General features: G+C 54.1%; 23 protein-coding genes and 1 pseudogene. 6 read left to right on the top strand and 18 right to left on the bottom strand.

Translation table 11 applies throughout. The features are described from left to right. From KO503_RS09815 to KO503_RS09790, 6 genes are all read right to left on the bottom strand, one after another. Nucleotides 1-634: pentapeptide repeat-containing protein (locus tag KO503_RS09815; RefSeq protein WP_215991378.1), on the bottom strand; the 634-nt coding region annotated here is incomplete at its 3' end. A gap of 244 nt (nucleotides 635-878) precedes the next feature. Continuing rightward, nucleotides 879-1,076, bottom strand: a complete 198-nt coding sequence (locus tag KO503_RS09810) for a hypothetical protein (RefSeq protein WP_215991377.1) — start codon at nucleotides 1,074-1,076, stop codon at nucleotides 879-881. 51 nt (nucleotides 1,077-1,127) lie between these two features. Next, nucleotides 1,128-2,243, bottom strand: a complete 1,116-nt coding sequence (locus KO503_RS09805; protein ID WP_215991376.1) for an SH3 domain-containing protein — start codon at nucleotides 2,241-2,243, stop codon at nucleotides 1,128-1,130. 72 nt (nucleotides 2,244-2,315) lie between these two features. Further along, the gene (locus KO503_RS09800) at nucleotides 2,316-2,741 is read right to left on the bottom strand and encodes a hypothetical protein (RefSeq protein ID WP_215991375.1); all 426 of its coding nucleotides are present in this window, start codon (nucleotides 2,739-2,741) and stop codon (nucleotides 2,316-2,318) included. A 53-nt stretch (nucleotides 2,742-2,794) separates the two neighbouring features. Continuing rightward, the gene (locus KO503_RS09795) at nucleotides 2,795-3,235 is read right to left on the bottom strand and encodes a hypothetical protein (protein ID WP_215991374.1); all 441 of its coding nucleotides are present in this window, start codon (nucleotides 3,233-3,235) and stop codon (nucleotides 2,795-2,797) included. A gap of 165 nt (nucleotides 3,236-3,400) precedes the next feature. Next, nucleotides 3,401-7,573, bottom strand: coding sequence for a peptidoglycan-binding domain-containing protein (locus KO503_RS09790; protein ID WP_215991373.1), 4,173 nt, complete (start codon nucleotides 7,571-7,573; stop codon nucleotides 3,401-3,403). A 285-nt stretch (nucleotides 7,574-7,858) separates the two neighbouring features. Here KO503_RS09790 and KO503_RS09785 point away from each other — a divergent pair, with 285 nt between their 5' ends. From KO503_RS09785 to KO503_RS09770, 4 genes are all read left to right on the top strand, one after another. After that, nucleotides 7,859-8,926 carry a helix-turn-helix transcriptional regulator gene (locus KO503_RS09785; protein ID WP_215991372.1) on the top strand — a complete coding sequence of 356 codons (1,068 nt, stop codon included), beginning with the start codon at nucleotides 7,859-7,861 and terminating at the stop codon, nucleotides 8,924-8,926. Between the two features lie 365 nt (nucleotides 8,927-9,291). Then, on the top strand, nucleotides 9,292-10,311 hold the full coding sequence (locus KO503_RS09780) for a permease (protein ID WP_215991371.1): 1,020 nt from the start codon (nucleotides 9,292-9,294) through the stop codon (nucleotides 10,309-10,311). 94 nt (nucleotides 10,312-10,405) lie between these two features. Beyond that, nucleotides 10,406-10,705 (top strand): hypothetical protein, encoded by a 300-nt coding sequence (locus KO503_RS09775; protein ID WP_215991370.1) that lies wholly within the window; start codon nucleotides 10,406-10,408, stop codon nucleotides 10,703-10,705. A 66-nt stretch (nucleotides 10,706-10,771) separates the two neighbouring features. Next, nucleotides 10,772-11,179 carry an ArsR/SmtB family transcription factor gene (locus KO503_RS09770; protein WP_215991369.1) on the top strand — a complete coding sequence of 136 codons (408 nt, stop codon included), beginning with the start codon at nucleotides 10,772-10,774 and terminating at the stop codon, nucleotides 11,177-11,179. Nucleotides 11,180-11,569: 390 nt separating this feature from the next. On the opposite strand, the gene KO503_RS09765 is transcribed toward KO503_RS09770, so the two are convergent. From KO503_RS09765 to KO503_RS09745, 5 genes are all read right to left on the bottom strand, one after another. Continuing rightward, complete coding sequence (locus tag KO503_RS09765; protein WP_215991368.1) at nucleotides 11,570-12,121, bottom strand: hypothetical protein; 552 nt, start codon at nucleotides 12,119-12,121, stop codon at nucleotides 11,570-11,572. Between the two features lie 52 nt (nucleotides 12,122-12,173). Next, nucleotides 12,174-12,896 (bottom strand): hypothetical protein, encoded by a 723-nt coding sequence (locus tag KO503_RS09760; RefSeq protein ID WP_215991367.1) that lies wholly within the window; start codon nucleotides 12,894-12,896, stop codon nucleotides 12,174-12,176. Between the two features lie 20 nt (nucleotides 12,897-12,916). Then, a complete protein-coding gene (locus KO503_RS09755; protein WP_215991366.1) occupies nucleotides 12,917-13,444 on the bottom strand; it encodes a hypothetical protein in 528 nt (175 codons plus the stop codon). A 23-nt stretch (nucleotides 13,445-13,467) separates the two neighbouring features. Continuing rightward, the gene (locus KO503_RS09750; protein ID WP_215991365.1) at nucleotides 13,468-13,890 is read right to left on the bottom strand and encodes a hypothetical protein; all 423 of its coding nucleotides are present in this window, start codon (nucleotides 13,888-13,890) and stop codon (nucleotides 13,468-13,470) included. A gap of 83 nt (nucleotides 13,891-13,973) precedes the next feature. Next, a complete protein-coding gene (locus KO503_RS09745; RefSeq protein ID WP_215991364.1) occupies nucleotides 13,974-14,753 on the bottom strand; it encodes a helix-turn-helix domain-containing protein in 780 nt (259 codons plus the stop codon). Nucleotides 14,754-15,014: 261 nt separating this feature from the next. Between KO503_RS09745 and KO503_RS17785 the strand changes: the two are divergent. After that, nucleotides 15,015-15,152, top strand: a pseudogene (locus KO503_RS17785) (IS3 family transposase); the annotation flags it as partial. Here KO503_RS17785 and KO503_RS09740 read toward each other — a convergent pair. From KO503_RS09740 to KO503_RS09710, 7 genes are all read right to left on the bottom strand, one after another. Next, a complete protein-coding gene (locus KO503_RS09740) occupies nucleotides 15,153-15,467 on the bottom strand; it encodes a 2Fe-2S iron-sulfur cluster-binding protein (protein ID WP_215991363.1) in 315 nt (104 codons plus the stop codon). It lies immediately after the preceding pseudogene. A gap of 92 nt (nucleotides 15,468-15,559) precedes the next feature. Next, complete coding sequence (locus tag KO503_RS09735; protein ID WP_215991362.1) at nucleotides 15,560-16,960, bottom strand: FAD-binding oxidoreductase; 1,401 nt, start codon at nucleotides 16,958-16,960, stop codon at nucleotides 15,560-15,562. Continuing rightward, nucleotides 16,950-18,269, bottom strand: a complete 1,320-nt coding sequence (locus KO503_RS09730; RefSeq protein ID WP_303506593.1) for a cytosine deaminase — start codon at nucleotides 18,267-18,269, stop codon at nucleotides 16,950-16,952. Before KO503_RS09730 ends, KO503_RS09735 begins: the two co-directional genes overlap by 11 nt. After that, nucleotides 18,266-19,081: a creatininase family protein gene (locus tag KO503_RS09725; protein ID WP_252731025.1), complete on the bottom strand. Its 816-nt coding sequence runs from the start codon at nucleotides 19,079-19,081 to the stop codon at nucleotides 18,266-18,268. The genes KO503_RS09730 and KO503_RS09725 overlap by 4 nt, the downstream gene beginning before the upstream one ends. After that, on the bottom strand, nucleotides 19,078-19,473 hold the full coding sequence (locus KO503_RS09720; RefSeq protein WP_215991361.1) for a RidA family protein: 396 nt from the start codon (nucleotides 19,471-19,473) through the stop codon (nucleotides 19,078-19,080). Before KO503_RS09720 ends, KO503_RS09725 begins: the two co-directional genes overlap by 4 nt. 91 nt (nucleotides 19,474-19,564) lie before the next feature. Next, nucleotides 19,565-20,491 (bottom strand): LysR family transcriptional regulator, encoded by a 927-nt coding sequence (locus tag KO503_RS09715; RefSeq protein WP_290122930.1) that lies wholly within the window; start codon nucleotides 20,489-20,491, stop codon nucleotides 19,565-19,567. Then, complete coding sequence (locus KO503_RS09710) at nucleotides 20,481-21,425, bottom strand: LysR family transcriptional regulator (RefSeq protein WP_215991359.1); 945 nt, start codon at nucleotides 21,423-21,425, stop codon at nucleotides 20,481-20,483. The genes KO503_RS09715 and KO503_RS09710 overlap by 11 nt, the downstream gene beginning before the upstream one ends. A gap of 582 nt (nucleotides 21,426-22,007) precedes the next feature. Between KO503_RS09710 and KO503_RS09705 the strand changes: the two genes are divergently transcribed. Then, a complete protein-coding gene (locus KO503_RS09705; protein WP_215991358.1) occupies nucleotides 22,008-23,003 on the top strand; it encodes an ABC transporter substrate-binding protein in 996 nt (331 codons plus the stop codon). Nucleotides 23,004-23,006: the final 3 nt, after the last annotated feature.

Here is a 23,006-nt window from a genome sequence, read left to right as displayed (position 1 = left end):
CGGGTGCTGACGTCAGACAATTTGCAATCCAATGCGGGCGATAATTCTGAGATTTTCTGTCGGATAGATCCTTTGGATTAGGCCATTTTGAATAATCTAAAGAAAACCTTACATCTCCAGTTACTTTTGTGTTTCGAAAGTCGGGAGGAATACCTATGAACGAGGTGCTTTGGAAGTCTACCGTGCCTTCGAAGCTTGCGGAAGCGAAGTTTGCAGAGTTCAATACAGAAGATTCAAAAATAGCATTCTTTTTGAATATAGCATTTTCGAAATTATGTGAATTTTCACCGAACATACCACCAATGGTGATGTTGGTGAAATAAGCATTCTGTTGAAACTCAGTCCCAGAGAAGTTCATTTGGGACGGTGCTATATTAGAAAACATAGCGTCTCCTATAAATAAACAATTTTTCACTCTAAGCATGTTTTTTGGCGTAAGATGAAAGCCTTTCATGGTGAATTTGATTGGAAAAATAGTACCACTGAGATTAATTGCTTGGTCAAGGATTGGAATGTCGTTTTCACACAAACCTGCGTTTTCGAACCTAGCTACTAGAACTTGTTTTTCCTTATCTGATAGTGGTTCATGGCCTGGCCGTTTACTGAGGTAATTTCCGCCAGTCGCCCATTCCAAATTCTTGCATTCTTAGCCTTGACCTGCTTCCCTTCTGTGTTCCGTATGCTGTTGCCAGAAGGTACCAAGGATTTTCTTCGGCAGGTAAGTATTTCGGCAGTGGCATTGCTCAAGCTTCCATTGGGATAAGTGCCAAATGAGGTTGCTCTATGTTGATGCGATGCGCAATATTGAATCCGCCGTCGTGCTAATCGTGCTATTTATGCTAACCGCCCAGCGCGAGGGCGGCTAGCGTTCGTTGGGCTTAGCCTTTCACGATCTGATAAGCTGCCTTGCGGCACTTGCCGCGCACTTTTGTGCCTGCCTCAAGTGGGATAAGCCAGCCAGCGTCTACGAGAAACGCAATGGCCTTTAAGGCTGCAGGGCGTTCACGTAACGAACGGATAGGGGCGCGTTGCAAGATGTCACTTGGTAGGATTTCAGGTCCGACCCATCTGTCCAAAAGCCAGCGCCGCAAGGTTCTGCTTGCGTAAAGTGCCGCGTCCACACGGTTCTATTCGACGTTGCAGCACCCGTAGAGCGTTTCCGTTTCCCCGCCGCTGAGTGCGCGGGTAAGAATGACGGACATAGAATAATTGATGTCGGACATGCCATCGGAACAGGCCGCCTGATCAAGCGTACCCGAATAGCGCTGTGCTCCGAAGGTGTAGGGATAGCCGCCGCCGATGGCGGGTGTCGTTTGCGTCAGCGAAGTGATCGGGTCCGCGCCATCGATGAGCGAGGTATATTCCACCGTGCGATCCTCTGCGATGGTCAGGGTCCAGAACGGCTCTGTTCCGCGACAGGTCAGGCCAAGGGGAAAGCCATTCACCGTCGTGTTGCCACCGCTCTCGGAGGCGCGGGTGAGGTAGTCCATGTGGACATAGCCGATCTGACCGTTGAGTGTGATCTGGCCCCAGTCCTCGGACGCCCGCCCGTTGATGCTGACGATTGAGTTGGGAGAAAGCCCGCCGAGCCGTGCGCCAGTCACGATTGGCGCATCGCGGACCCAAAGCTGGTCGCCTGTGGCCACGCCCGTTACGGTAAAGACAGCAGGCAGGGGGCCACCATCGGGGGCGATATGCGGATCAACGCCGTCGCTCGGGGCGGGCAGGGTGTTCGCCGCCGTCAGATAAGCCGTGCTGACCCAGCCCACATTGTCACCGAAGCCGATCATCGCCCATGTTCCACCTTCGGCCATCTGGATGACATGCACCAAGGTCTCGTTGCGCAGCGCGCCGATGGCAGCAAAGTCCATGCCCGCTCCACCGCGCACCACCAACCCGCCGTCAGGATCGTCTGCGGCAATGCCTGTCACGACATTGGCACCGATCACCGCAGGGGGCGGTGCGGAGGAGGCGAGATAGGCCGTCGAGACCCAGCCCAGTTGGTCGCCATATTGGATCTGCGCCCATGTCTGCGCAAAGTTCCGCCCCAAGACCTCGATCATCGTTTGCTCCTCCAGATCGCCAATATCGGCTGAGGACGCATTCGGGCCTTGGCGGACGTTCAATGTGTCGCCATCCGCAATGCCGACAACCTCCATCATCTCGGCGGAAGCCCCCAAGGTGGAAACGGTCAGACCAATGGCGAAAAGCGATAGATGCGCAGCGGGAAAGAGACGGGACATGTGGAAAACCTCGAATTGAAAAGAATAGGTAGAGAGCGACCCGCTTTTATACGCGGGCCGCGCTCTGTCATGTTATTTGTAGCAGTTTGCCGCGATCTTCTCGGCGGGGACTTTCCCTTTGATCATCTCGATGATCTTACCAGTTTCACAGACCTTAACGTGTTTGGCTCCATCGTCTTTTACATCACGCGCCTTTGCCTCGCCTTTGATCGCGCTTAGCTTCATGGCTTCTGCCTTCTTCTCGACCACCTCGCCTTTGACAGGGTCGAGTTTCATGTATCCCTCTGCTCTGAGGGTTTGCACTTCGGCACTTTCTTCAGGCGTATCGGGGTCGCCGAAGTGGATATAATCCCCGCCGAGCTTTTCCGAGAGCCAGCAGCCGATCGCATCGCCTGTGTCAGCATAGCATACGTCAAAGGGGCGTGCCTGTGCAGACAGCGGCAGGATGAGACCAAGTGTGGCCGCGGCGAGAATGTTCTTTGTGGTGAAAAGGGTCATAGTATTTTCCTTGTTGAAACTATTTCGGTGGTCAGATGCTTGTCGAGTATCAATCAATCGCGCTTCAGAGCATCGGAGAGCGGTTTGGACGGTGCGGTGCCTTCCCCGTGAATGTGCAGGTCCAGCATGTAGGTGGCTTCACCAACTGGAAATTTCACAGAAATATCGTTGACCATCTTGCAAGGTCCACACCAGATATCGCTTAACGCCTTCATGCCGGAGGTCACGAATTCTGCATCCTCACCGATGTGTTTGGCGACGGTTTTCAGAACAAAAGCCGGACGGTCCGCGCCTTTAAGCGTGTTGAGCATTTTGATCTCGCTGCCCGTGAGGGAATACGGATTGATCGGCTTACTACCGGGATTTTTCTTAATGATAATATCGATGCCCGGAATCGGATCATTGCCGCCAATGGCTAACGCGGGAGAAAACCCCGCCATCATGCTCGTCCCGATGGCCGCTGCGCCGAGTAAAAATCTGCGTCTTGAAGTCATGGTTCTGTCCTTTTTATATCAATGCCTAACCGTGGTGTCCGACCGCGTTCTGTCGCGTTTGCTCCGGATCGTTTCGGCCTGACTGTCATCCCCGATTGAGGGAAATAAAGCGATATCAACCCAGTGTTATTGGATAGCATGGGGATGAATTTATTTAAGATACTGTTATTTAATGCAAATTCCATTGAGCCTGATTTTGCATTTTCCGTCGCTCTCCTCGCCTTTGGTGGGGACTTTCGGCTTGATCATAACAGGGATACATTTGCCGTTGATCATCGGCAGGCCATTGGTGCAACCGCATTGCGTGGCCGAGATATTTTTGGCGTTTTCATGGTCGATACAGGCGCAGATGTCACCGCGTTCATAGGTCGAGTGCAGGTCACATTGTAGCGCGGGTTCAGGCACGGACGCAGGTGTTTCGGTGATGACCTCGACGCAGCCCTTGCCTTTGATCAACTCAAACCCTTTGACGCATTGGCAGGAGGTGGCGCTGCTGGTGGTCATGTTAGGATAGCGACAGGCACAGCTTTCACCCTGTTGCACCGTGCTGACCGCATCGCAACGCAGAGGCGGCGCGGGCATGGCGGGAAGCGTGGCGGTGACACATGAGACCGCACCCTTGTCTTGCAGGGAAAGGCCAAGCGCCTCGAACAACTCATCGTCAAACTCGCGGCTGTCAGGCAGGCCAAGATCGCTGCGCAGCTTGCTTAGGGCGGTGTAGGTCTTTTGCCCCGCTTTGCCATCAACAGGCCCAGCGTTGAGACCGCGATCATTCATGAGTTTCTGGATCAGGGCCACGCGCTCCGTGCGGTTGATCGGAACCCCGATCGCCGCGCAATTCTGGAGCGTCCCGCCTTTGCGTAGCGCGTTGACCGTCATACGCAGGTCGATATGGGTGGATGCACTAGGCGCAAGGTTGAGCGCGGGATTAGAACAGGACAGTGCCGCATTCACCACCGCGCCACAGGTCCAGCCATTGCCTGACACCACTTGCGCCGACACCATCCCCGGTGCGCCGCTCGTATCGGTCAGCACCAGCGGCCCGAAATAAGTCCCGTCGCCCGTATTGGTGACGCGCAGGCGGAACCCGCAGTCATAGGTCTGGCTGACGCGATCAGGTTCACAGCTTCCAGTTTGTTCCTTTACCATAGTCAAAATGGGACGCGGCACAGTGGGCACGGGTGTCGGCGCTTCGGGGCGCGGGAGCACGATGTCGGGTCGGGTTGATCCGATGCTGCCCGTGGCAATGATCGGGCCAACAGGAGTGTCGGGCAGAGCGGGATCAACTATGCCTCCGGCTCCTGCTGTTGCACTTGCGGGGAAGGTGATCGGCGTGCAGACCTTTTCGTCCCCCACAGGCCCCGCAGGCGCGCGCAGCGACAGCGTTGGGATCGTGACCCAAGCGCAGTTCGTGATCGGCCCGCCGTTGATCAACTGCCCCGCAGGGCCGGAGAACGTGGCGGTATAAGGCTGCGTGATCGTGGCGCTGCCATCGGCTTGCAGATAGTTCAAAAGCATTCCGGTTGCGTTATTGAACCCTGCGGGCGTGCCTGTTGTTGGTCCCCAACCGCCCATGCCCATAGCATTGAACGGCATTAGCGAGGTCAGCGGCGTTTGCGGGCCATTACCGCCCAATGCGTCATAGATGTAGAATTGATGGTTGGTCGCGGTGTCGAAGTTTTCGAAGTGGACGTTGATCTCGCATTCCGCAGTCCAAATGCCATCACCGCCACGCACAGCAGGGGCGCAGGTCTTGGTGATGTCGAGGGCTGGTTCAGGCGTGGGTGGCGGGGCAATTTCAAAGCAGTCACTGGCCAGCGGTTCGCCTTCTCCGACCACTTTGCCTAGACCGATCGAGACGCAGTTCTGCGCGCCAAACATGTCCATGGCGCCGTTCATCATCAGATCAACGGTCAGGGTTGACTGTCCCGAGGCGGGAAATTGCGCGCCGTCGATGCTGCACTCTGGCGTCGTGCCTTGGCCCGCGGGGGCATAAGGCGGGCTGGTGCAGGTCCACGGATCAGCAGAGGTGATGTTCAGGATCGAGCTTGCACCGGGGTTCTGACCAAAGGACAGGTTTTCCGAGAGCCACAGCGGCCCCGTGAATGCTGCGTTGGTCACGACGGTGAGAGTGCATTGATAGGGCTGGAACCAGACCGAGGAACCGAATGTCTGACGCGGGCCTGCCTCCTTACACTGTTTCGAGACATCAAAGACGGTTTCGACTGGAGGCTGTTCAACCTCGACACACTCCGCCGCGCCGACAACCTGATTCCCGATCCGCACCTGCGCGCAGTTCTCGAAGCCCTCAACGCCAAAGGCGCTCGTCGGGATCGACAGATAGGCATCAATCCGATGGCTCGGGGTGGCGTTGAAATCGGTGGCGGCAATCGTGCAGCTTGCGCCATTGGTGTAGGGCGGCTGCTGGCAATCCCATCCGTTCGGCATGGCGGGAGTGCCTTGCATGTTGAGCATATATTGCGTCGCGGGGCTGCCTGATGTGGTCGCGAACAGCTCGTCAAAGGTCAGCGGATCGGTGATCGACGCGCCGCTTGTCTGGCTGATATAGATCGTGCAGGCATAAAAGGCGTTTCCATCCTGCACCCCGCCCAAACGGCAGCCCTTTTTCAAGGAAAATTCGGGTGGTTCGGCTGATACGGGCAGGTCCAGAACCACGCAATTGTCGGGCAGGCCCGCAATCGTGCTGGACTGCGGCGCGTCCACGGCGGGTGCGGCGCTGCGCTGGCCCGCGGCGCTGATAAAGGAGGCGGGCAGAATGTCGGTCATGGGACAATTGACCACCTGACCCTCTGACGCGCTTGCGGTGAAATCGAAGCTGACATTGATCGTCGACGCCCCGCCTGCGGCCAGCATATCGGTGGCTGTGAGTTCGCACACACCTGTTGAGCCGGGGTTGTTGATGTTCTGGTCTACACAGGACCAAGGCTCGGTCGAGGTGACATTCATCATCGTGCCCGTGATCGTCGTGGTCATGGGCGGCAGCGCACCGAACATATCGGCGGCGAGGACATAGCTTCCCGTCGCAAGGTCCGTGCCCGTCACATCGATCTGACAGCTCATCGTCATCGACCCCGATGCGTCCGCCTCAAGAGGGTCGCAGCTTTTGTCGATGGAGCTGCGCGGAATCCATTGCGCGTCCACACAGTTGCCCGCGACAGGCGTAATTGCGCCCGTTCCGTCGTCATAGCTGCCCTCAACGCAATTCTGCATCGGGTAGGTATCCTGCAACTCGGTGCTGGTGACAAAGATGGCAAAGTCGAGCGTATCTGTGCCATTGGCAGCAAAATCCACCCCGTCGATGGTGCAGCTCGCTCCCGTCGTGCAATCAAATTCACCCGAAGCGGACGTGGCTGAAATTACTTCGCTCGCGGTGGTCGAAATCGGCGTATAGAGATCGGAAATGCTGAAGGACCCCGCAAAAGGCGCACTCGGCACGGTGACATCCACGGAACATTCCCACATCTGCCCGACCTGACCGTTATGTTCGGCTGAGGAGGCTGGCGTGCAGGACTTTGTGAGGGAAATATCCGAAGGGGCAAGAGCGGGAACCGCTGGCGCAGATGGCGCATTGGGCGTGCCAGCTTGAATGGTCGGACAATAGCTGTTGTCCACGTAGTGCGCGAAGGCGTCGTCAAGCGTGAACCCTGGGCGCAGCACAAAGGCCCATGCGTATTGTTCGCCTGCATCAACGGGGTAATGATCTTGGAGCAAGGACCATTGGTTGGCCACAAACGGAACGCTGTCGTTGCCGATTGTCACTGTGTTGTCCATCGCGTAGGTGGCATCAGGATTTGTGGCAACACCGCCAAAAAACGGATTGATCGATCCGAAGCGGAACAGGTCAGTTGAGACATACGATCCTGTGATTGCTCCGCCAAAAGCAATACATCCCGTGTGGGGCGCGCTAAAACGCTGACCGAGGACACTCCAATAATGCTTGGTGTTGAGCCTGATATAATGCCCGTCTGTTTGGGTGCCCGCGTGTGTCACATCCTCTTCGGGCAGGTTGGTGGGGGCGATTTGACCGTAAGGACTGTTGTATAAAGTCAGCGGCTGCCCCCCGGGTCCGTCCACTTTCACAACAGAAAGCTCGCGGTACTGATATGTTGCCTGTGCGGTGGGGGCGGGATTTTCGTGCGAGCGCATCCACCCCTGCAAGGTCACACCGACATTGTCGCCGTAGTTGGGCACTGTGCCCGTTTCAAAATCCCCGTTATCCAAGAGGTTCTGCGCCAGCGCCAGTGTGGGCACACCGCCGCTCAATGCCAGTGTCATCAAAAAACAGCGCAAAGTGGCGGTTGCGAAACGTCGGGCCATGAGGGGTTCCTATCGTAAAAAACGGAGACCCCGCGTGTACGGGGGTAGGACTTGGGTATGTTGCAAAAAAACCGAAGCGAACTACCAAACGGGAGTTGTCGGGACATATCTGTGAGAAAAATTTTCCAAATGGTTCAGAAACCCCCTACAGTGAATCCAGAGACGCGTTGTCCTTTGTTGGGACCTCCCGTTATGAAAGGGGGGCAGGCGGGCCGCTGGCAATCTTCCTTTTCTTTCAATGGCATCGCTGCCCTGTTTGGGGCATCACGACCACAAGGACCAATTTTGAACACCCTTTTCCAAGAGCTTGAAGACACGCTGAGCCGGGCAACCGAAGACGCGCAATACTGGGATGCGGCCCTCAACATTGTTGTGGAAATTCTGGGAGGAACGGGGGCGCTTATTCCCGCCACCGACCCGTTCTTTCGCGGCACTTGGATGGCCGGCACCAAGGATATGAAAGAGGCTTTGCCCAGCTACATCAACGAAGGTTGGGTGCGCAACGATCCGCGCGAGCCGGTGCTGGGGCTGATGATGGAACGCGGCTATGCCTGTGATCATGACGTGTTTGCGAGCCGTGCGGAGCGGGACATGATCCCGATCTACCGAGACTATCTCTATCCGCTGAATTTCGGAGTGCATTATTGCATCCGCATCCTGACGCCCAACGGTTATTGGGCGATGACGGTGCATTTCGATAATGATCACCCGCCGATCAACGCCGAAGATGTGGCCAAGATCGAGCGCATTCAGGCGATGTTTGCCAAGGCCACGGCGCAGGCCGACGAGATCGCCCACAAACGCATCGCCGCCTTCGCGCAGTTTTTCAAAGGCACGGAGTCCGAGGTCTTTGTGCTCGATGTCGATGGCAAGGACTGTTTCAGTATCAACAGCAGCGGCAAGATACAGACCCGCGCACGGCTGGGGAATGTGATCCCTGACGAGATGAGCGCAGCACTCGGGGGCGAGATCAGGGAGCTGTGTTCTAGTGATCCCGGCCTCTCGATGAGCCGTGCCTACCAGTTCAACATTGCCTCCAAGAGTAGCAGCGTATTGATCATCCAGATCCCGCCGAATTTGCGGCACTTCTTTATGCACTTCAAAGTCTGTGCGATCCGCACCGAATGCAGCGACACCACTGCTCTCAAGCAAAGCTGTCTGCGCGAGACTTATGGCCTGTCCTCGGCAGAGATCGCCACGGTCGAACTTCTGGTTGCGGGCAAGACCCCGAACATGATCGCGGAGTTGCTCAGCGTCAAAGCCTCCACCGTGCGTCAAAGGCTCAAGCAGATTTTCGAGAAGATGCAGGTGAACAGTCAGGTGGAGCTGATCGGAATGCACAACCGTCTTTAGAAGATTGTTCAATCAAGCTGACATTCTCGCTGTCGAGAGGACCAGCCAGACCGCTTCAAAATGCCGATCAGAAAGTGCTGACATTTTCATTGGGACGGCAGTGCTGGAGAGGGTCGCACGGCCGATTGTTCTCATTAAATTACCATGAAACTGGCTGCTCTTGTTGAAATCATAGCTGCCAGCAAGCTGTTCGAACCTGCTCAACACTTAGGAAATGTTGAGTGCTTTGCTTCCATCATTCATGTCTTAGCAAGAAATCCGAACTTTTCAGCTAATAAAATTATTGCACAGGTCGTCGTTGTTCTCTAGGTGCACATTTGCGCGTATGTGCGTATGTTTTTTAATAACAAAGAATGGTCTGAAAAATGCAAGAAAGCGCATGGCTTGTCGCCCTCAATGAATTTCTACATGTCGGTGGCGCACTCGTGGTGATTATCGCAGTTGTTTCCGTAGTGACGGGGATCATTCGCGAATACATCCCGCAAGAAAAACTCCAAAAGAAATTGGCAAAGCACGAAAAGCGCGGACCCTTGATGGGGGCACTGCTTGGGACTTTGACACCGTTTTGCAGCGCATCGATGGTGCCTGTTGTGATGGGGATGGCCGAAATGGGGGCCTCAATGGGGACGATCTTTGGCTTCTTGATCTCTGCCCCTTTATGCAATTTCGTCGTGGTTGGGCTAATTCTGGCAACCTTTGGGGTGCAGGTGACGCTTATTTATATCGCGATAACGCTTGGTGGGGCTGTGCTTTCGGGATACCTCATTGGTATGACGCCCTTAAAACATGCCGTTCGGCGAGACATGGCGGCACCTGCAACATCTTGTGGCAGCGCAGCTGCCACGGCATGTGGGGGGGCGCCTGCTGCAACTTCAAATTCTTGTAATAGCGGTCAAGTGACCAGCTGCGATACGGCGGTTCCCATCGTGTGCTCTGACGGTTCTACTGTTACGACACACACAGGCCAGCCACATGCAAAACGGCTGCGCGCCTCGATGCCCTTCGCATGGGCGTTGTTCAAGCGGATCATTCCTTATGTCCTTATCGGGGCGGTCATTAGCGCCCTATCGGCGGCGTTTCTGCCTGCTGAAATGGTCGAAAAATATGTCGGCAGTGACAGCTGGTCTGCGATACCGATTGCCGCAGGGATCGGTGTGCCGCTGTATCTGCGTATTGAAATGGCGTTGCCTTTGCTTCAGGTGTTGATCGCCAAAGGCATGGGCATGGGGCCAGCGATGGCGCTTTTGATCGGGGGCACTGGCGCCAGCTTGCCGGAGATCGCGATCATCTCCTCAGTCCTGAAACCCAAAGCTGTTGTGGCCTTCGTCGTTACCGTGCTGACACTTGCGATGATTGGAGGGGGCATCTTTGTCGCTATCGCATGATGATGCCATCGACAGCAGGGACAGCAGGTCGCAGCGAGAGCAACAGGTTCATATTGGCCTGTTGCTCTCAAGCGAGATCAAATAAGGAGCATGAATGTCCATGACACTTAAGAGCCTCTTGAACCTGTGCCCATATACGCATCTTTGGCGGGCGATTAAGCGTGTGGTGAAGGAAAGGACACTGCCGAAATCCGCGCGGATGGGCGCTAATATTGCGCTCCTCGGTTTGCTTTGCCCTTTCTTCTGGATAGCCCTGTTTTCCGGTGTCAGCACAGGCGAATTGATCTTTCACGCCTGCCATTCTGCGGCGGTGTTTTTGATCGGTGTTATAATGTTTCTGGCCACGCTCATAAAAAGTAGCGCCGAGGCGCATACAGGTGGCCCTGTGGATTAGGCCAACGCATTGCTGTTTGGGAAGCGCTCGGATAACTTTGGCAACCAAGTGCCATAGGGGAAAACAATGGATGATCGTTATATTGATGCCTTAAAGGCCATCGCCGAGCCCAACCGTTTACGATTGTTCTGGCTATTATTGCAAATCAACGAGCGCATCTGCGTTGCAGAGGCAATGGATGTGCTTGGTGAGACACATTACAACGTCTCCCGAAATTTAAAGACTTTGTTAAAGGCCGGATTGGTGCGGGCCGAAAAAGACGGGAAATGGGTGTTTTACACATTAAGCCCCAAGGACAACGCCTTTTATATCAGTCTTGAAGCTATGGTCCGAACGATTCCTGAGCATGAATTCAAGGACGAGATCAATAAATGCCGTTTGCGACTAAGCCTTAGGCAAGACGGCAGTTGTGTTCTGGGGGCCGACAGTGCGGAATGGACAGAAATCTCACGTTCCGTCACGAGCTCTAAATAATTCACACCTGACAATTGGTTAAAGTCAGCCCTTGTGGTGAGAATAAGCATATTTGCTAAGGTTGCGATTTTTGTCCGTCAGAAAGGCTGGGCTGGAAGCGTGAGAGATTGATGATATGACTATATCCATGTGCCTGCGGATTGGCCGTAGATATGTCACTGCACTGGATAAAATCAGGTCACCAATTTCGAAAATACATAGATTTGGCCTATCGCCTGAACCATGCCTTTTTGCCGCCAGACGATCAGCCGCAGCATGGTTGCAGGGGAACATGGCCCACCGAGGGTCGCCCTAAACTGCCGTCGATGTGCGAAAGGGTGGCGTCAAGAAAGCGTTTATTCCTCTGAGCGCCCTGTTCTGGTGGGGCTTTCACTTGCCTTGTAGCTTAAATCACCTTGAGGTCGAACGGGACATAAACACATTACGCGAGCCGCCGGCGCTATTGGCCATAAAGCCCGTCGCATTGTTGTTATCGTAGAACAGGAAACCGCCCCAAGATTTTTGCGGGCCGCTGTTAACCTGCCAGTAATAGCGAGGTAAATTTGCACAACCATTCAGACTCTCCGCGTCACCATCGGTCATCTCCGTTGGCGTCAGGGCTTCCATCGACATGTCGAATGGTGCGTCACCGTCTTCGCTTAGATTGTAGCGGATCGGATGCAGCGGCGCGGTCATTCCTTGTCCGCTCAGCATCAAGGTCTCGCTTGCATCGTCCCATGACAGTGTGACGTTCATCACATTTACACCGAGCGTCAGCCCCGTGCCATTTGCCGACATGCCCCAGTTGCCCGACAGGAAACGCCCCATATCCTCGTGGGTTTGGCTCGCGCCACCTTCCAGCCCGTCCTGACACACGGACAGCACAACGGCTTTTTGCGCAAGTGCGGGTGGGGCGAATGCGAGGAAGCTCGCTGTCATCAGGCAGGCAGTGCGGCGTGTCATGGAAGAGTTCCTTCTTAGGTCATGCGGTTGATGTCATTTCCAAGTCTGGAAACTACGGCATCTCGGAAAGTGTTGCAGGGTCAAGCCCCTTTGCAATCAGGCCATTGTCGATAGCGCAGCGGATCATGTGCCCGAAATAGAGCGCGGCGTTGTCAGTGCCTGTACCCGTCACATCAACGAGGTAGGAACCAAGCAGTGTGGTATGCCCACCGTAAGGCAAGATCGGGTAGCCATAGGGGCCATCGGTCAACAAAGCGGCGCGCATATTCGGGTCCGTAAACCCAATTCCAAATGTGACAGCCGCGGCAGGGTCTGCGTTGATCGTAATTGTTACACTTTGCTCGCCGGCGTAAACGTCGTCACCCTGACCGTCATCCGACGCATCAAAAGTGACATAGCTGACCTCGACAAAAGTGTCGGTGATGTTGGGCGTTTGGACCGCGAGCGTCTCGCTGCGTAAGCCCCACCCATCCATGGGCGGCGGCACAAGGCTCAACATATCTGTGCACGTTCCATAGGGCCAATTGACCTGTTGCAGGATTGGATCGCTGCGCACAAAGGCTTCGAGCGCGCCCTCATACTGGCTAAACCGCGTCATCTGCTCTGCGGCGGCCGCTTTGCTGCGCGCCGTGGCCTCCGCGATGCCCGCCATCAGGCCATCCACGACATAGGCTTCGGAGAAAACGGGGCGGTTGGGTACATCTTGGGCGGCAACGCCGGGAGCGCCAAGGATCAACCCGCATAGGGCCGCAATCGCAGTGGAAAAACTTGACACTCTAAAATCTCTTTTCTGGGTCATTGCGACATGAACGCCGTAAACGCGTCATAGAGGCCGCTATCCTTCATCGCCTGTGCATTCAAAGCGACAAGGCCGCATGACATGGATGCCTCTAAATAGAGATCGCTAGGCTGGAGCATATCAATGAATGGCTCGTGCTCCGCCAACGTAAGTATACTGAAGTCTGGGTGCGCGTATATGTAGTCGATAGATGCCTGCATGCTGGAAAACATCGCATTTGCCTCACCGAGCGCGTCTTGTTCTTTGAGGTGGTCATAGAGGCACCCGTAGGTCTCGACGTAGTCATCGGTCCACTTAAACGGCGGCACAATCTCGGCAAGGGACGGGTCAACGCGCGCATAAAGTTGCATGCTTGGCTCCCATCCAATGTTGAGAGCCTCTTCGTGCTTGTCGATAAACTCCGACCTGCTGAGTTGCGTGAAATCGACGGCCTCATGCATGGGCGAGTCTAAAGGCTCATCGGATTGCGCAAAGCTGGTGGCGGGCAGGAACAACGATAGGGCTACAGCATAACGAATTTTCATAAAAAGTCTTTCGATTGAATAAATTAAGGGCATAGAGCCGCGAATGGGTCATCCCCGCGCGCACAGCGCGGGCGCTCCGCAAGCTGTGATATTTGCCAGCCCACTGGATCATCTTGAGCGTTCCAAATGTAGATCGCACGGGTGATCATTGCGCTGATCGCATCATCTTCAACCGGCACTTCGAAATCAACAATCATGCGCTGAATGCTGATCTGGCACCATGTCTTGGACGCGCGGCTCACGTTGCCCGCTACAATTTCGTTGGTGATTGCCGTTTCGATCGGAGATGTCACGCGGACAACATTGCTGTCGGGCAGATCAAGATATGCGGTCGCGTCGAGCGGAGTGAATCCGTCAAGCGGATCGCCCATAAACGGTGCACAGGATTGCGCAAATACAGGCGCTGCAAAGCTGAGGCCCATGAGGATGACAACGGGTTTAAGCATCTATCTGCCCCTTATTCTTTGGCTAGGGCAAGCTTAACGGCATGTGCACTCCGTTTCTTGAACAAATCGGACAAACGCTTGATTTATACCTTCGCGACAAGACTGCGCAGCGTGCCATCGCTATCAATTTCAACTTTCGCAGGGGTCGTGCGCATATATTGTTTGAACATGCGGGTCAGGTGCGATTGGTCTGCAAAACCTGCGGCATAGGCCACATCGCTAATGGGCATATCTGGGGTTTGGGTACGCAGCTTGAGCGCCGTAAGAACGCGCTGACAAACAGCAAAGGTTTTCGGCGGCATTCCGACAATGCGTAGAAATTGACGGTGGAAATGTCGGTCACTCATTCCGAGGTTCTGTGCCAAATCTGCGATGCTAAGGGCACCGTTTCGAGCTTCGATCTGGCGAAGCGCCTCGGTGATTTGAGGGGGCACGATCACGGTCGAATCCTGCGTGAGGCGTTCAAGAATGGCCTCAAATGCGCGTGTCGTTGGCTGTTGTGTGATCTCTGATCCAAGCATGATGGCTTGGTTGCGTAGCGCGCCGATGTCTCGATCAAGAATGGAGAACGCCGCACTGCCTTGCAGTTCTGCCAAGTAATGCACGGCGGGGCCTGTCAGCGTGTATTCGGTATCAAATGTGGTCAGTTGCCCCGAAAAATGCACCGCCCCCGAAGCATAATCGTAGGCTTGATCATTGGCCGTCGCCATACCCGTTCCCTGCGCCAGCCACCCGATATAGGTAAATCCCGTCGGACGCGCGGGAACCGTTTCAGACACGGTTTCCCGTATCTGCGCACAAAGGATGCGCCGAACAAAGGGGCGTAGATGTGCCGGAACCATAATGTCATCATAATATGGCATGAACGTGTTCCTTTGTTCTAAGTGCAAAAATCAATGTATGTAATAATTGACATGATACCGCCTTCGCAGGGTTCCACAATGACGTTGTATCATCCGCATAGCAGACCTATGCGCCTATAGCTGCGAAAATCAGATTTGCGGCCGTTGCTGTCAAACCCCATTGTGTTTCGTTGTTACGGGCTAGGGGATGTGTTCATCTGTGCGGGGCATCCCCCATTTTTAAAGAGGGCCAGCCGTCGAATTCACGCGTGCAGGCGAAAGATCACGACGCATCGGGACACAGATGTGGCTATGAACGAGGATTTAAGCCTCGCGCAAGAAAATAACCGGATGCGCCGCGAGTATCATGTTCTCAAGACAGAAAGGGAGATCTTTAAAAACAACGCAGCTCTTTGCTGCTTAATTCGCAGTCTTTGGCACGTTCACTTCAAGGCCGTCAAATTCAGGGGTCAACAAGACCTGACACGCGAGACGCGAGGCGCTGCTAAAATCGGGAAGACAGTCCAATAAGTCTTCTTCAAAGTCTTCGGCTGGACCGACGGCGTCTTGCCATTTTTCGCAGATTTTAACATGGCATGTGCCGCAAATTGCACCGCCGCCACATTCGGCGGCAATGCCATTGATGTTATTGGCCAAAGCGACTTCCATCAGCGATTGACCGGCCAGAGCCGTCACTGTTTTGCTTTCGTCTTGGGTTTGGAAGGTAACTTTCATATTATGCCTGACTGTTGGCCAAGTTTGCGTCGCAAACTGGGAGGGAATGTTGGGTGTTCAAATATGGTGCGCGCATCAAGAGCCTTGTGGAGTTAACTCGCTGCTTTCTTGATGCCGGGGTAAAGATAGACTTTATCATCCGCATAATCGAAATCGGGGTCGTCCCAAGCGATCATCTTGCCAGGGTTCAGCAACCCCTTGGGGTCGGTTTCTTTTTTGAAGGCTAGCTGCAATTCATCAGTCTGTTTCATCCCGCCTTCTTCCAAAGTGTAGCGGTGCGGGTTGAACACAGGCACGCCCGCCTCATCATGTTGGCGCATAATTTCATTCAGGCGCGCATCAGTGGAATAGCGCACCATAGACAGGCCAAAGCAGGTGACATTGCCATCAAAGCGCAGGAACTCGAGGTGATGAGGGACTTCATCGCCAAACATCTCGAAGGTCTTGGCGACCAGATCTACTTGATTGGGGTAGGGGTAGAGAGACTGAATATAAGTCATGCCAGGTGCGACTTTCATCGCGCGCAAAGTGGTGTGGTTCCAGCTGAGTTCAAAGACAGCAGGAATGCCTTTAAGGTCATCAACCTCGTCACTGCGAAAGGCGATATGTGCGGGGTAATGTGCGGTGAAGGCCAAAAGGGGCATCATGGCATGAGGGGCGGCCATCAGCAAAACGACATGTTTGCCCTCGGTCATGAATTTTTGATGGCGCTTAAAGGTTTGAAATGGAATTGGGGCGGCAATGACTGAAATCAGTTTCGTCAGAATGCCATCTTGGCTGCCTAAGTCATTGGCGTATTTTGTCGCTTCAATGAAATCATCGAATTCAACAATCATATCGACCCAGTCATAAGCGGTGGCCAGTGGCATCTCGACTTCTGTGATGATCCCATTGGTGCCGTAAGCATGGGCGACTTTTTGCAAATCATCGCCGTGTAAATTGATGATACGCGGCTCCGCTTCCATCGTGATGATGCGCAGGCGGATAATATTGCCCGGATCGCGCAAACCGCCCCATTGGATCGATCCGATACCTGAGGACCCGCCCGCCACAAATCCGCCAATCGTGGCCGTATGCGCCGTGGAGGGATGCATGCGCAGTTCTTGCATAGAATGCGCGCGGGTCGCCTTGTCGATGTCGGATACAATGGCACCCGCTTGTGCCACCACGCGTCCCGGAGCGATTTCGCGAATCTCGGTCAGCGCGGTGAGATCCAGAACAACGCCGCCAGACAAAGGCATGGCTTGGCCGTAATTGCCTGTACCGCCGCCGCGCACCGTGATGGGGACATCATGGGCAAAACAGGCGCGAATGGTTTTCAGTATGTCTTCTTCTGTGTCTGGAATGACCACCAAATCGGCGATGACATGGTCCAGTTCCGGTTTCAAAATAGGTGAGAAATAAAAGGCATCTCGGCTTTTCAAGCGTACTAAATTTGGGCTGTCGATGATGTTCAGTCCGGCGAGATCGGCCTTTAGGGATTCAATGTTCATTTGAGGACTCCATGAGTGCGTCGAGGTCGCTGTAATCGGGAAGGGTGGTGTCAATTTGTGTGCCGTCGCGCAGGACGATCCGGTCGCTTTGCGGACGCGACAAAAGCTCGGTCCAACTGCGCGCACGAAACATGATCATATCTGCGGGCGCACCTGCTGCGATGGTCGGGGGAGCAATGCCCATCACACGGGCGGGGGCGGCAGTCATGGCAGCGGGCCACTGACCGACAGGATGGTCCAGATGTAAAACCCGCGTTGCCATGCGGTACACTTCGACCATGTCGAGATCGCCGTAAGCGTAAAACGGATCGCGGGTGTTGTCTGAGGCGATGGCCACATTAATGCCGCGTGCTTTCATCTCATGAACCAAGGTCGTGCCGCGCCAGCGCGGCGTGGTTCCATCATGGCGGCGGTCTTGCAAGTAAAGATTGCACATCGGCAAGGTTGTGATCGATAGGCCCGCCTTTGCAACAAGATCAAGGGTGCCAGATGCTATGTCGCCAGATTGACGCGCGAGCGAGCAGCAATGGCCGACGTTTATGTGGCCTGTGAACCTGTGGCGCAGTGCGGCTTGAGCGATAAGATGCAAGGAAACGGCATCGGGGTCGCCTGTTTCATCGGCATGAAAATCAAGATCCAACCCGTATTGAATGGCTGTCGCGAAGGCCTGATCGATCAATGCCTCGATATCGGGGACCATATATGTGACAGCCCCAAGCACACCGCCTGCTGCCTGAACACGTTTTGCGAGCGCGTCAAATGATGCCGTTTCGCGCAGGGCTTCGATCCCAACAAGACAAACAGCTTGCAAGGTGATGCGTCCAGCCCAAGCCTTTCGCAGAGTTTCAAACACGGGCCATGAAATACCGTCTTGTGGTGCTTGGGAATCGATGTGGGTGCGCAGGGCGCTGGTGCCATGGGCGTAGGCGCAGCGTAGGCTGAAATCCATTCTCGCCATCAGGTCATCGGCAGACCAATTTGCCACCGTGTCCGTCGCGACAGCCGAAAGCGCGCCACCAAAACTGCCATCTGGGTTCGGCTGGCGCGGCCAGATGTGCCCTTTGTCCAAATGGGTATGACAATCGATGAAGGTGGGGGTGATGATGCGACCCGCCAGATTGGTTGTCTCGCCCTCAATAGTGTGGACATCAGCCGTCACTTTGCGGATTTTCCCGCCTTGCAGCGTCACATTGACCTTGTGAAAGCCTCCGTCATCTGCCGGACCCGTTGGATGCGCCAAATGGGTGGCCAAATGGGTGGCATGAACGCGCGCGTTGGTGAATGTCATGGGGGAGTTGAAACGGGTCACAAGCACGCCTCTTGGGGTGAAAAAATGTCATCTGGATTGGTTTGCAACATATCTTGCAACAGGCTGCAAAATCCTTTGGCTGCCCAATTCGCACTGGCAGCCCCTTTGTCCGCGCTGGCAATCGCAGCATTTCCGATGGCACCCGAGGGGTTCAAATCTGCGGCAATCCAGCCGAATCCATGGGGGCCTGTGGCATTGAGGTATGTGTTCGATTGGGCGATTTTTGCATTCAGGGAGACAAAGTTTTCCGCCTGTTTCATATCAACCAAATCGGGACGAAAGTGCAGCATCAAAGATGTTTCGATATCGCCGCCGTGAATCCCGTGTTTAAGTTCGTGGCTGTCGTACAACCCAGCGGGATGGCCAAAGCGTAGCCAACTGGTTTTGGCAACAAAAAGGCCATGCTGTACACGCAAGCCGCGGGCAACAATGCCCATGATCTCTTCATTGCCACCATGTGAATTCATGATGATAAGTTTGCGGATGCCTGTGCGCGCCACCGCATGACCGAGCGCCATCCATGTGTCTATCAGAGCATGCGCGTCATAGCTTAGCGTCCCGCGTGCAAAGAGATGTTCGTCAGATTTTCCAATCCGTTGAATGGGCAAAACACGCAGATCGACATCGGCAGGCAAGTCTTTTGCAACGGTATCGATCATACCTTTGGTCAGTGCTGTATCCGTGCACAATGGCAAATGCGGCCCGTGCTGTTCTGTGGCGGCAATGGGCAGCATCGCGATCGTATTCTGTGGGTCAATAGTGTCGAAATCCCGCGTGGAAAAGTCTTCCCACCAAATGCGTCGCTTTATCATGCTGTCACCTGCTGCGCGGCAACGATTTCGACCTCAACGGTAAACTCAGGACGGGTAAATCCGCTTACGATCATCAAGGTCGAGGCTGGCATGTGCTCATCAAAAAAAGCATCACGCGCTTCCATATAAGGCGTCATATGGGCGCGATCTGTGACATAGGCATTCACACGCACAACATCCGTAGGGGACATGCCTGCCGCGGCAAGAATCTTGCCCGCATTCTCAAAACAAAGCGCAGCCTGCGCTTTGGTGCTATCGGGAATGTAACCTGTTTCGTCCATACCAAGCTGGCCTGAACACCAGACCCAGCGTGCAGGGGCCGCTACTTCCATCCCGTGTGAATATCGTGCGAATGGGGCGGGCAGGTCTGTTGGGGTCAATGCTCTGTGCATGTGGAGTCTCCGGTTTCGGTTCGGTTCCAGTAAACACGCGCACCCGAGATCGCGAAAGGCAGCAGACGTTATAGCGGTTATGGCTTTGCGCTTATGATGGCATGCGCAGGGTCTTTTGCGCTACGTGCCGCACGGTTTGACGCAACCAATGGCCAAAGGGAGAATGATGCGATTTTTCGTGCCAAAACAACCATGCGCTCATCAGGCCAAGCTCTGGTGGGGCTTCTAAAACAGTGACAGATAGCGTTGCTGCCATTTCTTCAGCAAAAGGGCGGGCTGTGGTTAAAACCAGATTGGATTGTGGGACAATCTGGCGAGCAAGGGCAAATTCGGGCACGGTTGCGACCACGTTTCTAGATTTGCCAAGTTGCAAAAGCTGGCCATCAATCGGCGTTCCTGCAACGACGGCCGCAGCGCTTGGTGAAATGTGGTCAAGCGTTAGGTATTCATCCAATGTCAGATGGTTTTGCCCCGCCTTTTCGTGTGAGTTGGCAACGACACAGGCGATGTCCGACTCGACCAAGGGGGCAAACCGTAGATTGGGGTAAGGATCCTGACGGCTGGAAATCACCAGATCAATATCGCCATCATGCAGTTGCTGTTTGATTTGATCTGGCGTTCCGGGTTGAATGATTTCAATGCGTGCTTTGGGGGAGGCGGTATTGATGGTCTGTATTAATGACGGAATTAGCAATGACCCAAGGCCAAAGTAAGCGACGATGCGAATTGTGCGATCTGATGTGGCGGGGTCGAATTCACCAGGTGGAGATAGTAAAAGGTCGATATCAGTTAGAACGCGGTCGACGGCCATCGATATATCATTCGCACGTTCAGTACGTACCATGGCGGCACCTGAGCGCACCAACAATGGGTCATTAAATGTATCACGCAACTGGCGTAGTGTTGCGCTGATGGCGGGCTGGCTTAAGCCCAGTTTGACAGCCGCGCGTGAAACATTGCTTTCGTGAAGCAAAGCTTGCAGCACACGCAGGTGCCTAAGATCTATTTTAGACGTCAACGCCGATACTCCGCTTTGATCCGGTTTCGCTGCCTTGAGATTCAATATCGCGCAGTGCGTTGCGGATCTCTATTTCAAGAATGTTAATGGCTGAATTGGTGGTTCCGCGTTCATGCCTTGCAAGACTTATTTCAGCATGAAGCATAATGGCCGATAAGGGCGCGAACACCAATGTGCGCCGTCGCAGGTCTTCGATCACATCTATAAGGGGAAGAATGGCGATCGCCCCGTGATGGCGCGCCATTTCTATGAGATTGCTCACAGAGTTCGATGAATGATGCGGCTTATAGTCGAGGCCCGCCCGCGCAAGCTGATCGGCAATCGGGCGATGAAGACGTTGTGAGGCATCGGGAAAAACAATCCCGTGATCTCTGTAATCTGCCAGACGTTTTGAGGGGGTATGCGCGATTGGATGATCGCTGGCAAAGACCGCTCCCACAGGGCTGGTGAAGCGTGCGGTCACGTTGATCGTCGGGTGATCGGGCAGGTATTGTGCAATGGCAATATCGGCTTCGCCCGATACCATCTTTTGCGACACAACGTCGGGTGTCGCGATTGTGAGGTCTATCGATATGCTTGGGTGATTGTCGCGTATCTCTGCTAGGATGGGCAGTAACACCCCATTGGCCAGTCCCTCAGTGGCGAACACATGCGCGACACCGCCATGATTGCCACGCAATCGTTCAATATGGTCCTGTGTTTTGCTGTGCTCTTTTAGTGTTTCGCGAATGTGTTCGATCAAGACCTCTCCCACGGCTGTCAGTCGCAGGGTCTTGGGGAGCCGTTCGAAAATAGGCGTGCCCATTTCTTCTTCGAGTGCGAGAATTTGGCGATTGATCGAGGATGCAGAAATGTTGAGGCGCTCGGCTGCTCGCCGAATAGACCCCGTCCGTGCGACCATGTCGAGGTATCGCAATAATCTTGAATGAAGCATCGGGACCTTTATGGGCGTTGAGGTGCTTGTGAGTAATGGCAGTCTGGCAGAACTTTACCGGTAGTTAAATAGCAACGCTATATTGCTCGTCGTTTGAGCGCTATGGCTGAGCTTATTATAGAAGAGAGCATATATTGAGTATGTATTGATCGATATGCCTGATGTGCCTTGGTTCAGTGTCGCCCATATGTTGCCTAAAATATGTACATTTACATTGTATTTTGAGTGAAAAACCTTCGATTTGATGGATTTTTGCTTGTCTTTTAGGTTTTTCATCCAGTCGGAGGTGGGCGAATGACGCGCGACGAGACAGGAGGTGTCGCGTAAATATGCGTTGACGCGTATGATGTTTAAATTTTGTGCACCGTTCTCTTTTTGCGAGCGCTCTGTCCGTAAAATGGTGCTGTCGTTTTGTTTTCTTGCCTCATATCAATTTTACACCGATCGCAAGGATGGCGGTAAGCAGGCAGAGGTTCTTAGGTTGAAACGCCAACTGTGCCGCTCCGTATATATCGATTGTGACATAAACTCGCCGGCGCGACAGATCCTAACTGCTGCCGGCCAACAGGAAGGAAAATTCAAATGAAGTTCCCACCTATTACACGCCGTGCGACCTTGGGCCTTTTGGCTGGTGGTGCCGCGTCATTGGTTGCGCCTGCGCGTTTTGCATCGGCACAAACAAACTCAGCCGTTAATTTCCAATTGTCTTGGCTGCCGTCTGTTCAGTTCGGCGGGTCTTACCTTGCAGAAGAAATTGGTGTTTGGGCAGAAAAAGGATTGGATGTCAGTCTGTTGTCTGGTGGACCTAATGCGCCGGTTGAACCTTCTGTTATGGCTGGGACTTCTTTGTTGGGGATCACTGCGGCAGATTACGCTTCGGCTGCTGTGGCTGAGGGGGCGACCTTTAAAATTATCGCCGTTGCTATGCAAAAAAATCCTTTCGCAATCGCGTCTTTGCCTGGAAATCCAGTCAATTCGCCTGCTGATCTGGTTGGTAAAAAGATTGGTATGGCTGTTGCGAACACGCCAATTCTGGCAGCGCTATGTGCGCTGAACGATGTCGATATCAATGAAATTGAAATCGTGCCAACGCAATACGACCCTGCACCTCTGGTCAGCGGACAAGTCGATTGTTTGCTGTGCTGGCTGACAGATTTGCCGATTGCGATGACAATGGCGGGCGTTGACAATGTTACTATGCTCTTGGCGGATCACGGTTATGCGGTGCATAGCCAAACTTATATTGTCACCGAAGATGCACTTGCAAACCAACGTGATGAAATCGTGGCGCTTATGGCGGGCGAGATCGCGGGTTGGAATGCATATTTCGCGGATACAGAGGCCGCAGCCGATCTTGTTGTGGCCAAATTCCCCGATTTGGGACTCGATCTGGAAACACAAAAAGTTCAGGCCGCAAAACAGGTCGATTTGATGGTGTCTCCGCTCACCGAAGAATTCGGTTTCGGTTGGTTCACGGACGAAACAGTTGCCGACAATATCGCCACTTTGGGGCTGCTTGGCCGAGAGGTCTCTGCCGATCTTTGGGATCGTTCCATTCTCGAAGAAATCTACGGGTAAACT

Source organism: Pacificibacter marinus, assembly GCF_018860505.1.
Taxonomy (GTDB): Bacteria; Pseudomonadota; Alphaproteobacteria; order Rhodobacterales; family Rhodobacteraceae; genus Celeribacter; species Celeribacter marinus_B.
The sequence above is the reverse complement of the archived record's forward strand: the minus strand, read 5'-3'. Positions and strand labels throughout refer to the sequence as shown.

What these genes read in the sequence shown, in the direction of transcription:
- KO503_RS09775 (WP_215991370.1), top strand. Translation starts at nt 10,406, where the DNA reads ATGTCCATGACACTTAAGAGCCTCTTGAACCTGTGCCCATATACGCAT.
- KO503_RS09805 (WP_215991376.1), bottom strand. Translation starts at nt 2,243, where the DNA reads ATGTCCCGTCTCTTTCCCGCTGCGCATCTATCGCTTTTCGCCATTGGT.
- KO503_RS09720 (WP_215991361.1), bottom strand. Translation starts at nt 19,473, where the DNA reads ATGCACAGAGCATTGACCCCAACAGACCTGCCCGCCCCATTCGCACGA.
- KO503_RS09735 (WP_215991362.1), bottom strand. Translation starts at nt 16,960, where the DNA reads ATGAACATTGAATCCCTAAAGGCCGATCTCGCCGGACTGAACATCATC.
- KO503_RS09755 (WP_215991366.1), bottom strand. Translation starts at nt 13,444, where the DNA reads ATGAAAATTCGTTATGCTGTAGCCCTATCGTTGTTCCTGCCCGCCACC.
- KO503_RS09780 (WP_215991371.1), top strand. Translation starts at nt 9,292, where the DNA reads ATGCAAGAAAGCGCATGGCTTGTCGCCCTCAATGAATTTCTACATGTC.
- KO503_RS09710 (WP_215991359.1), bottom strand. Translation starts at nt 21,425, where the DNA reads ATGCTTCATTCAAGATTATTGCGATACCTCGACATGGTCGCACGGACG.
- KO503_RS09725 (WP_252731025.1), bottom strand. Translation starts at nt 19,081, where the DNA reads ATGATAAAGCGACGCATTTGGTGGGAAGACTTTTCCACGCGGGATTTC.
- KO503_RS09790 (WP_215991373.1), bottom strand. Translation starts at nt 7,573, where the DNA reads ATGGCCCGACGTTTCGCAACCGCCACTTTGCGCTGTTTTTTGATGACA.
- KO503_RS09750 (WP_215991365.1), bottom strand. Translation starts at nt 13,890, where the DNA reads ATGCTTAAACCCGTTGTCATCCTCATGGGCCTCAGCTTTGCAGCGCCT.
- KO503_RS09740 (WP_215991363.1), bottom strand. Translation starts at nt 15,467, where the DNA reads ATGAAAGTTACCTTCCAAACCCAAGACGAAAGCAAAACAGTGACGGCT.
- KO503_RS09745 (WP_215991364.1), bottom strand. Translation starts at nt 14,753, where the DNA reads ATGCCATATTATGATGACATTATGGTTCCGGCACATCTACGCCCCTTT.
- KO503_RS09705 (WP_215991358.1), top strand. Translation starts at nt 22,008, where the DNA reads ATGAAGTTCCCACCTATTACACGCCGTGCGACCTTGGGCCTTTTGGCT.
- KO503_RS09770 (WP_215991369.1), top strand. Translation starts at nt 10,772, where the DNA reads ATGGATGATCGTTATATTGATGCCTTAAAGGCCATCGCCGAGCCCAAC.
- KO503_RS09765 (WP_215991368.1), bottom strand. Translation starts at nt 12,121, where the DNA reads ATGACACGCCGCACTGCCTGCCTGATGACAGCGAGCTTCCTCGCATTC.
- KO503_RS09800 (WP_215991375.1), bottom strand. Translation starts at nt 2,741, where the DNA reads ATGACCCTTTTCACCACAAAGAACATTCTCGCCGCGGCCACACTTGGT.
- KO503_RS09795 (WP_215991374.1), bottom strand. Translation starts at nt 3,235, where the DNA reads ATGACTTCAAGACGCAGATTTTTACTCGGCGCAGCGGCCATCGGGACG.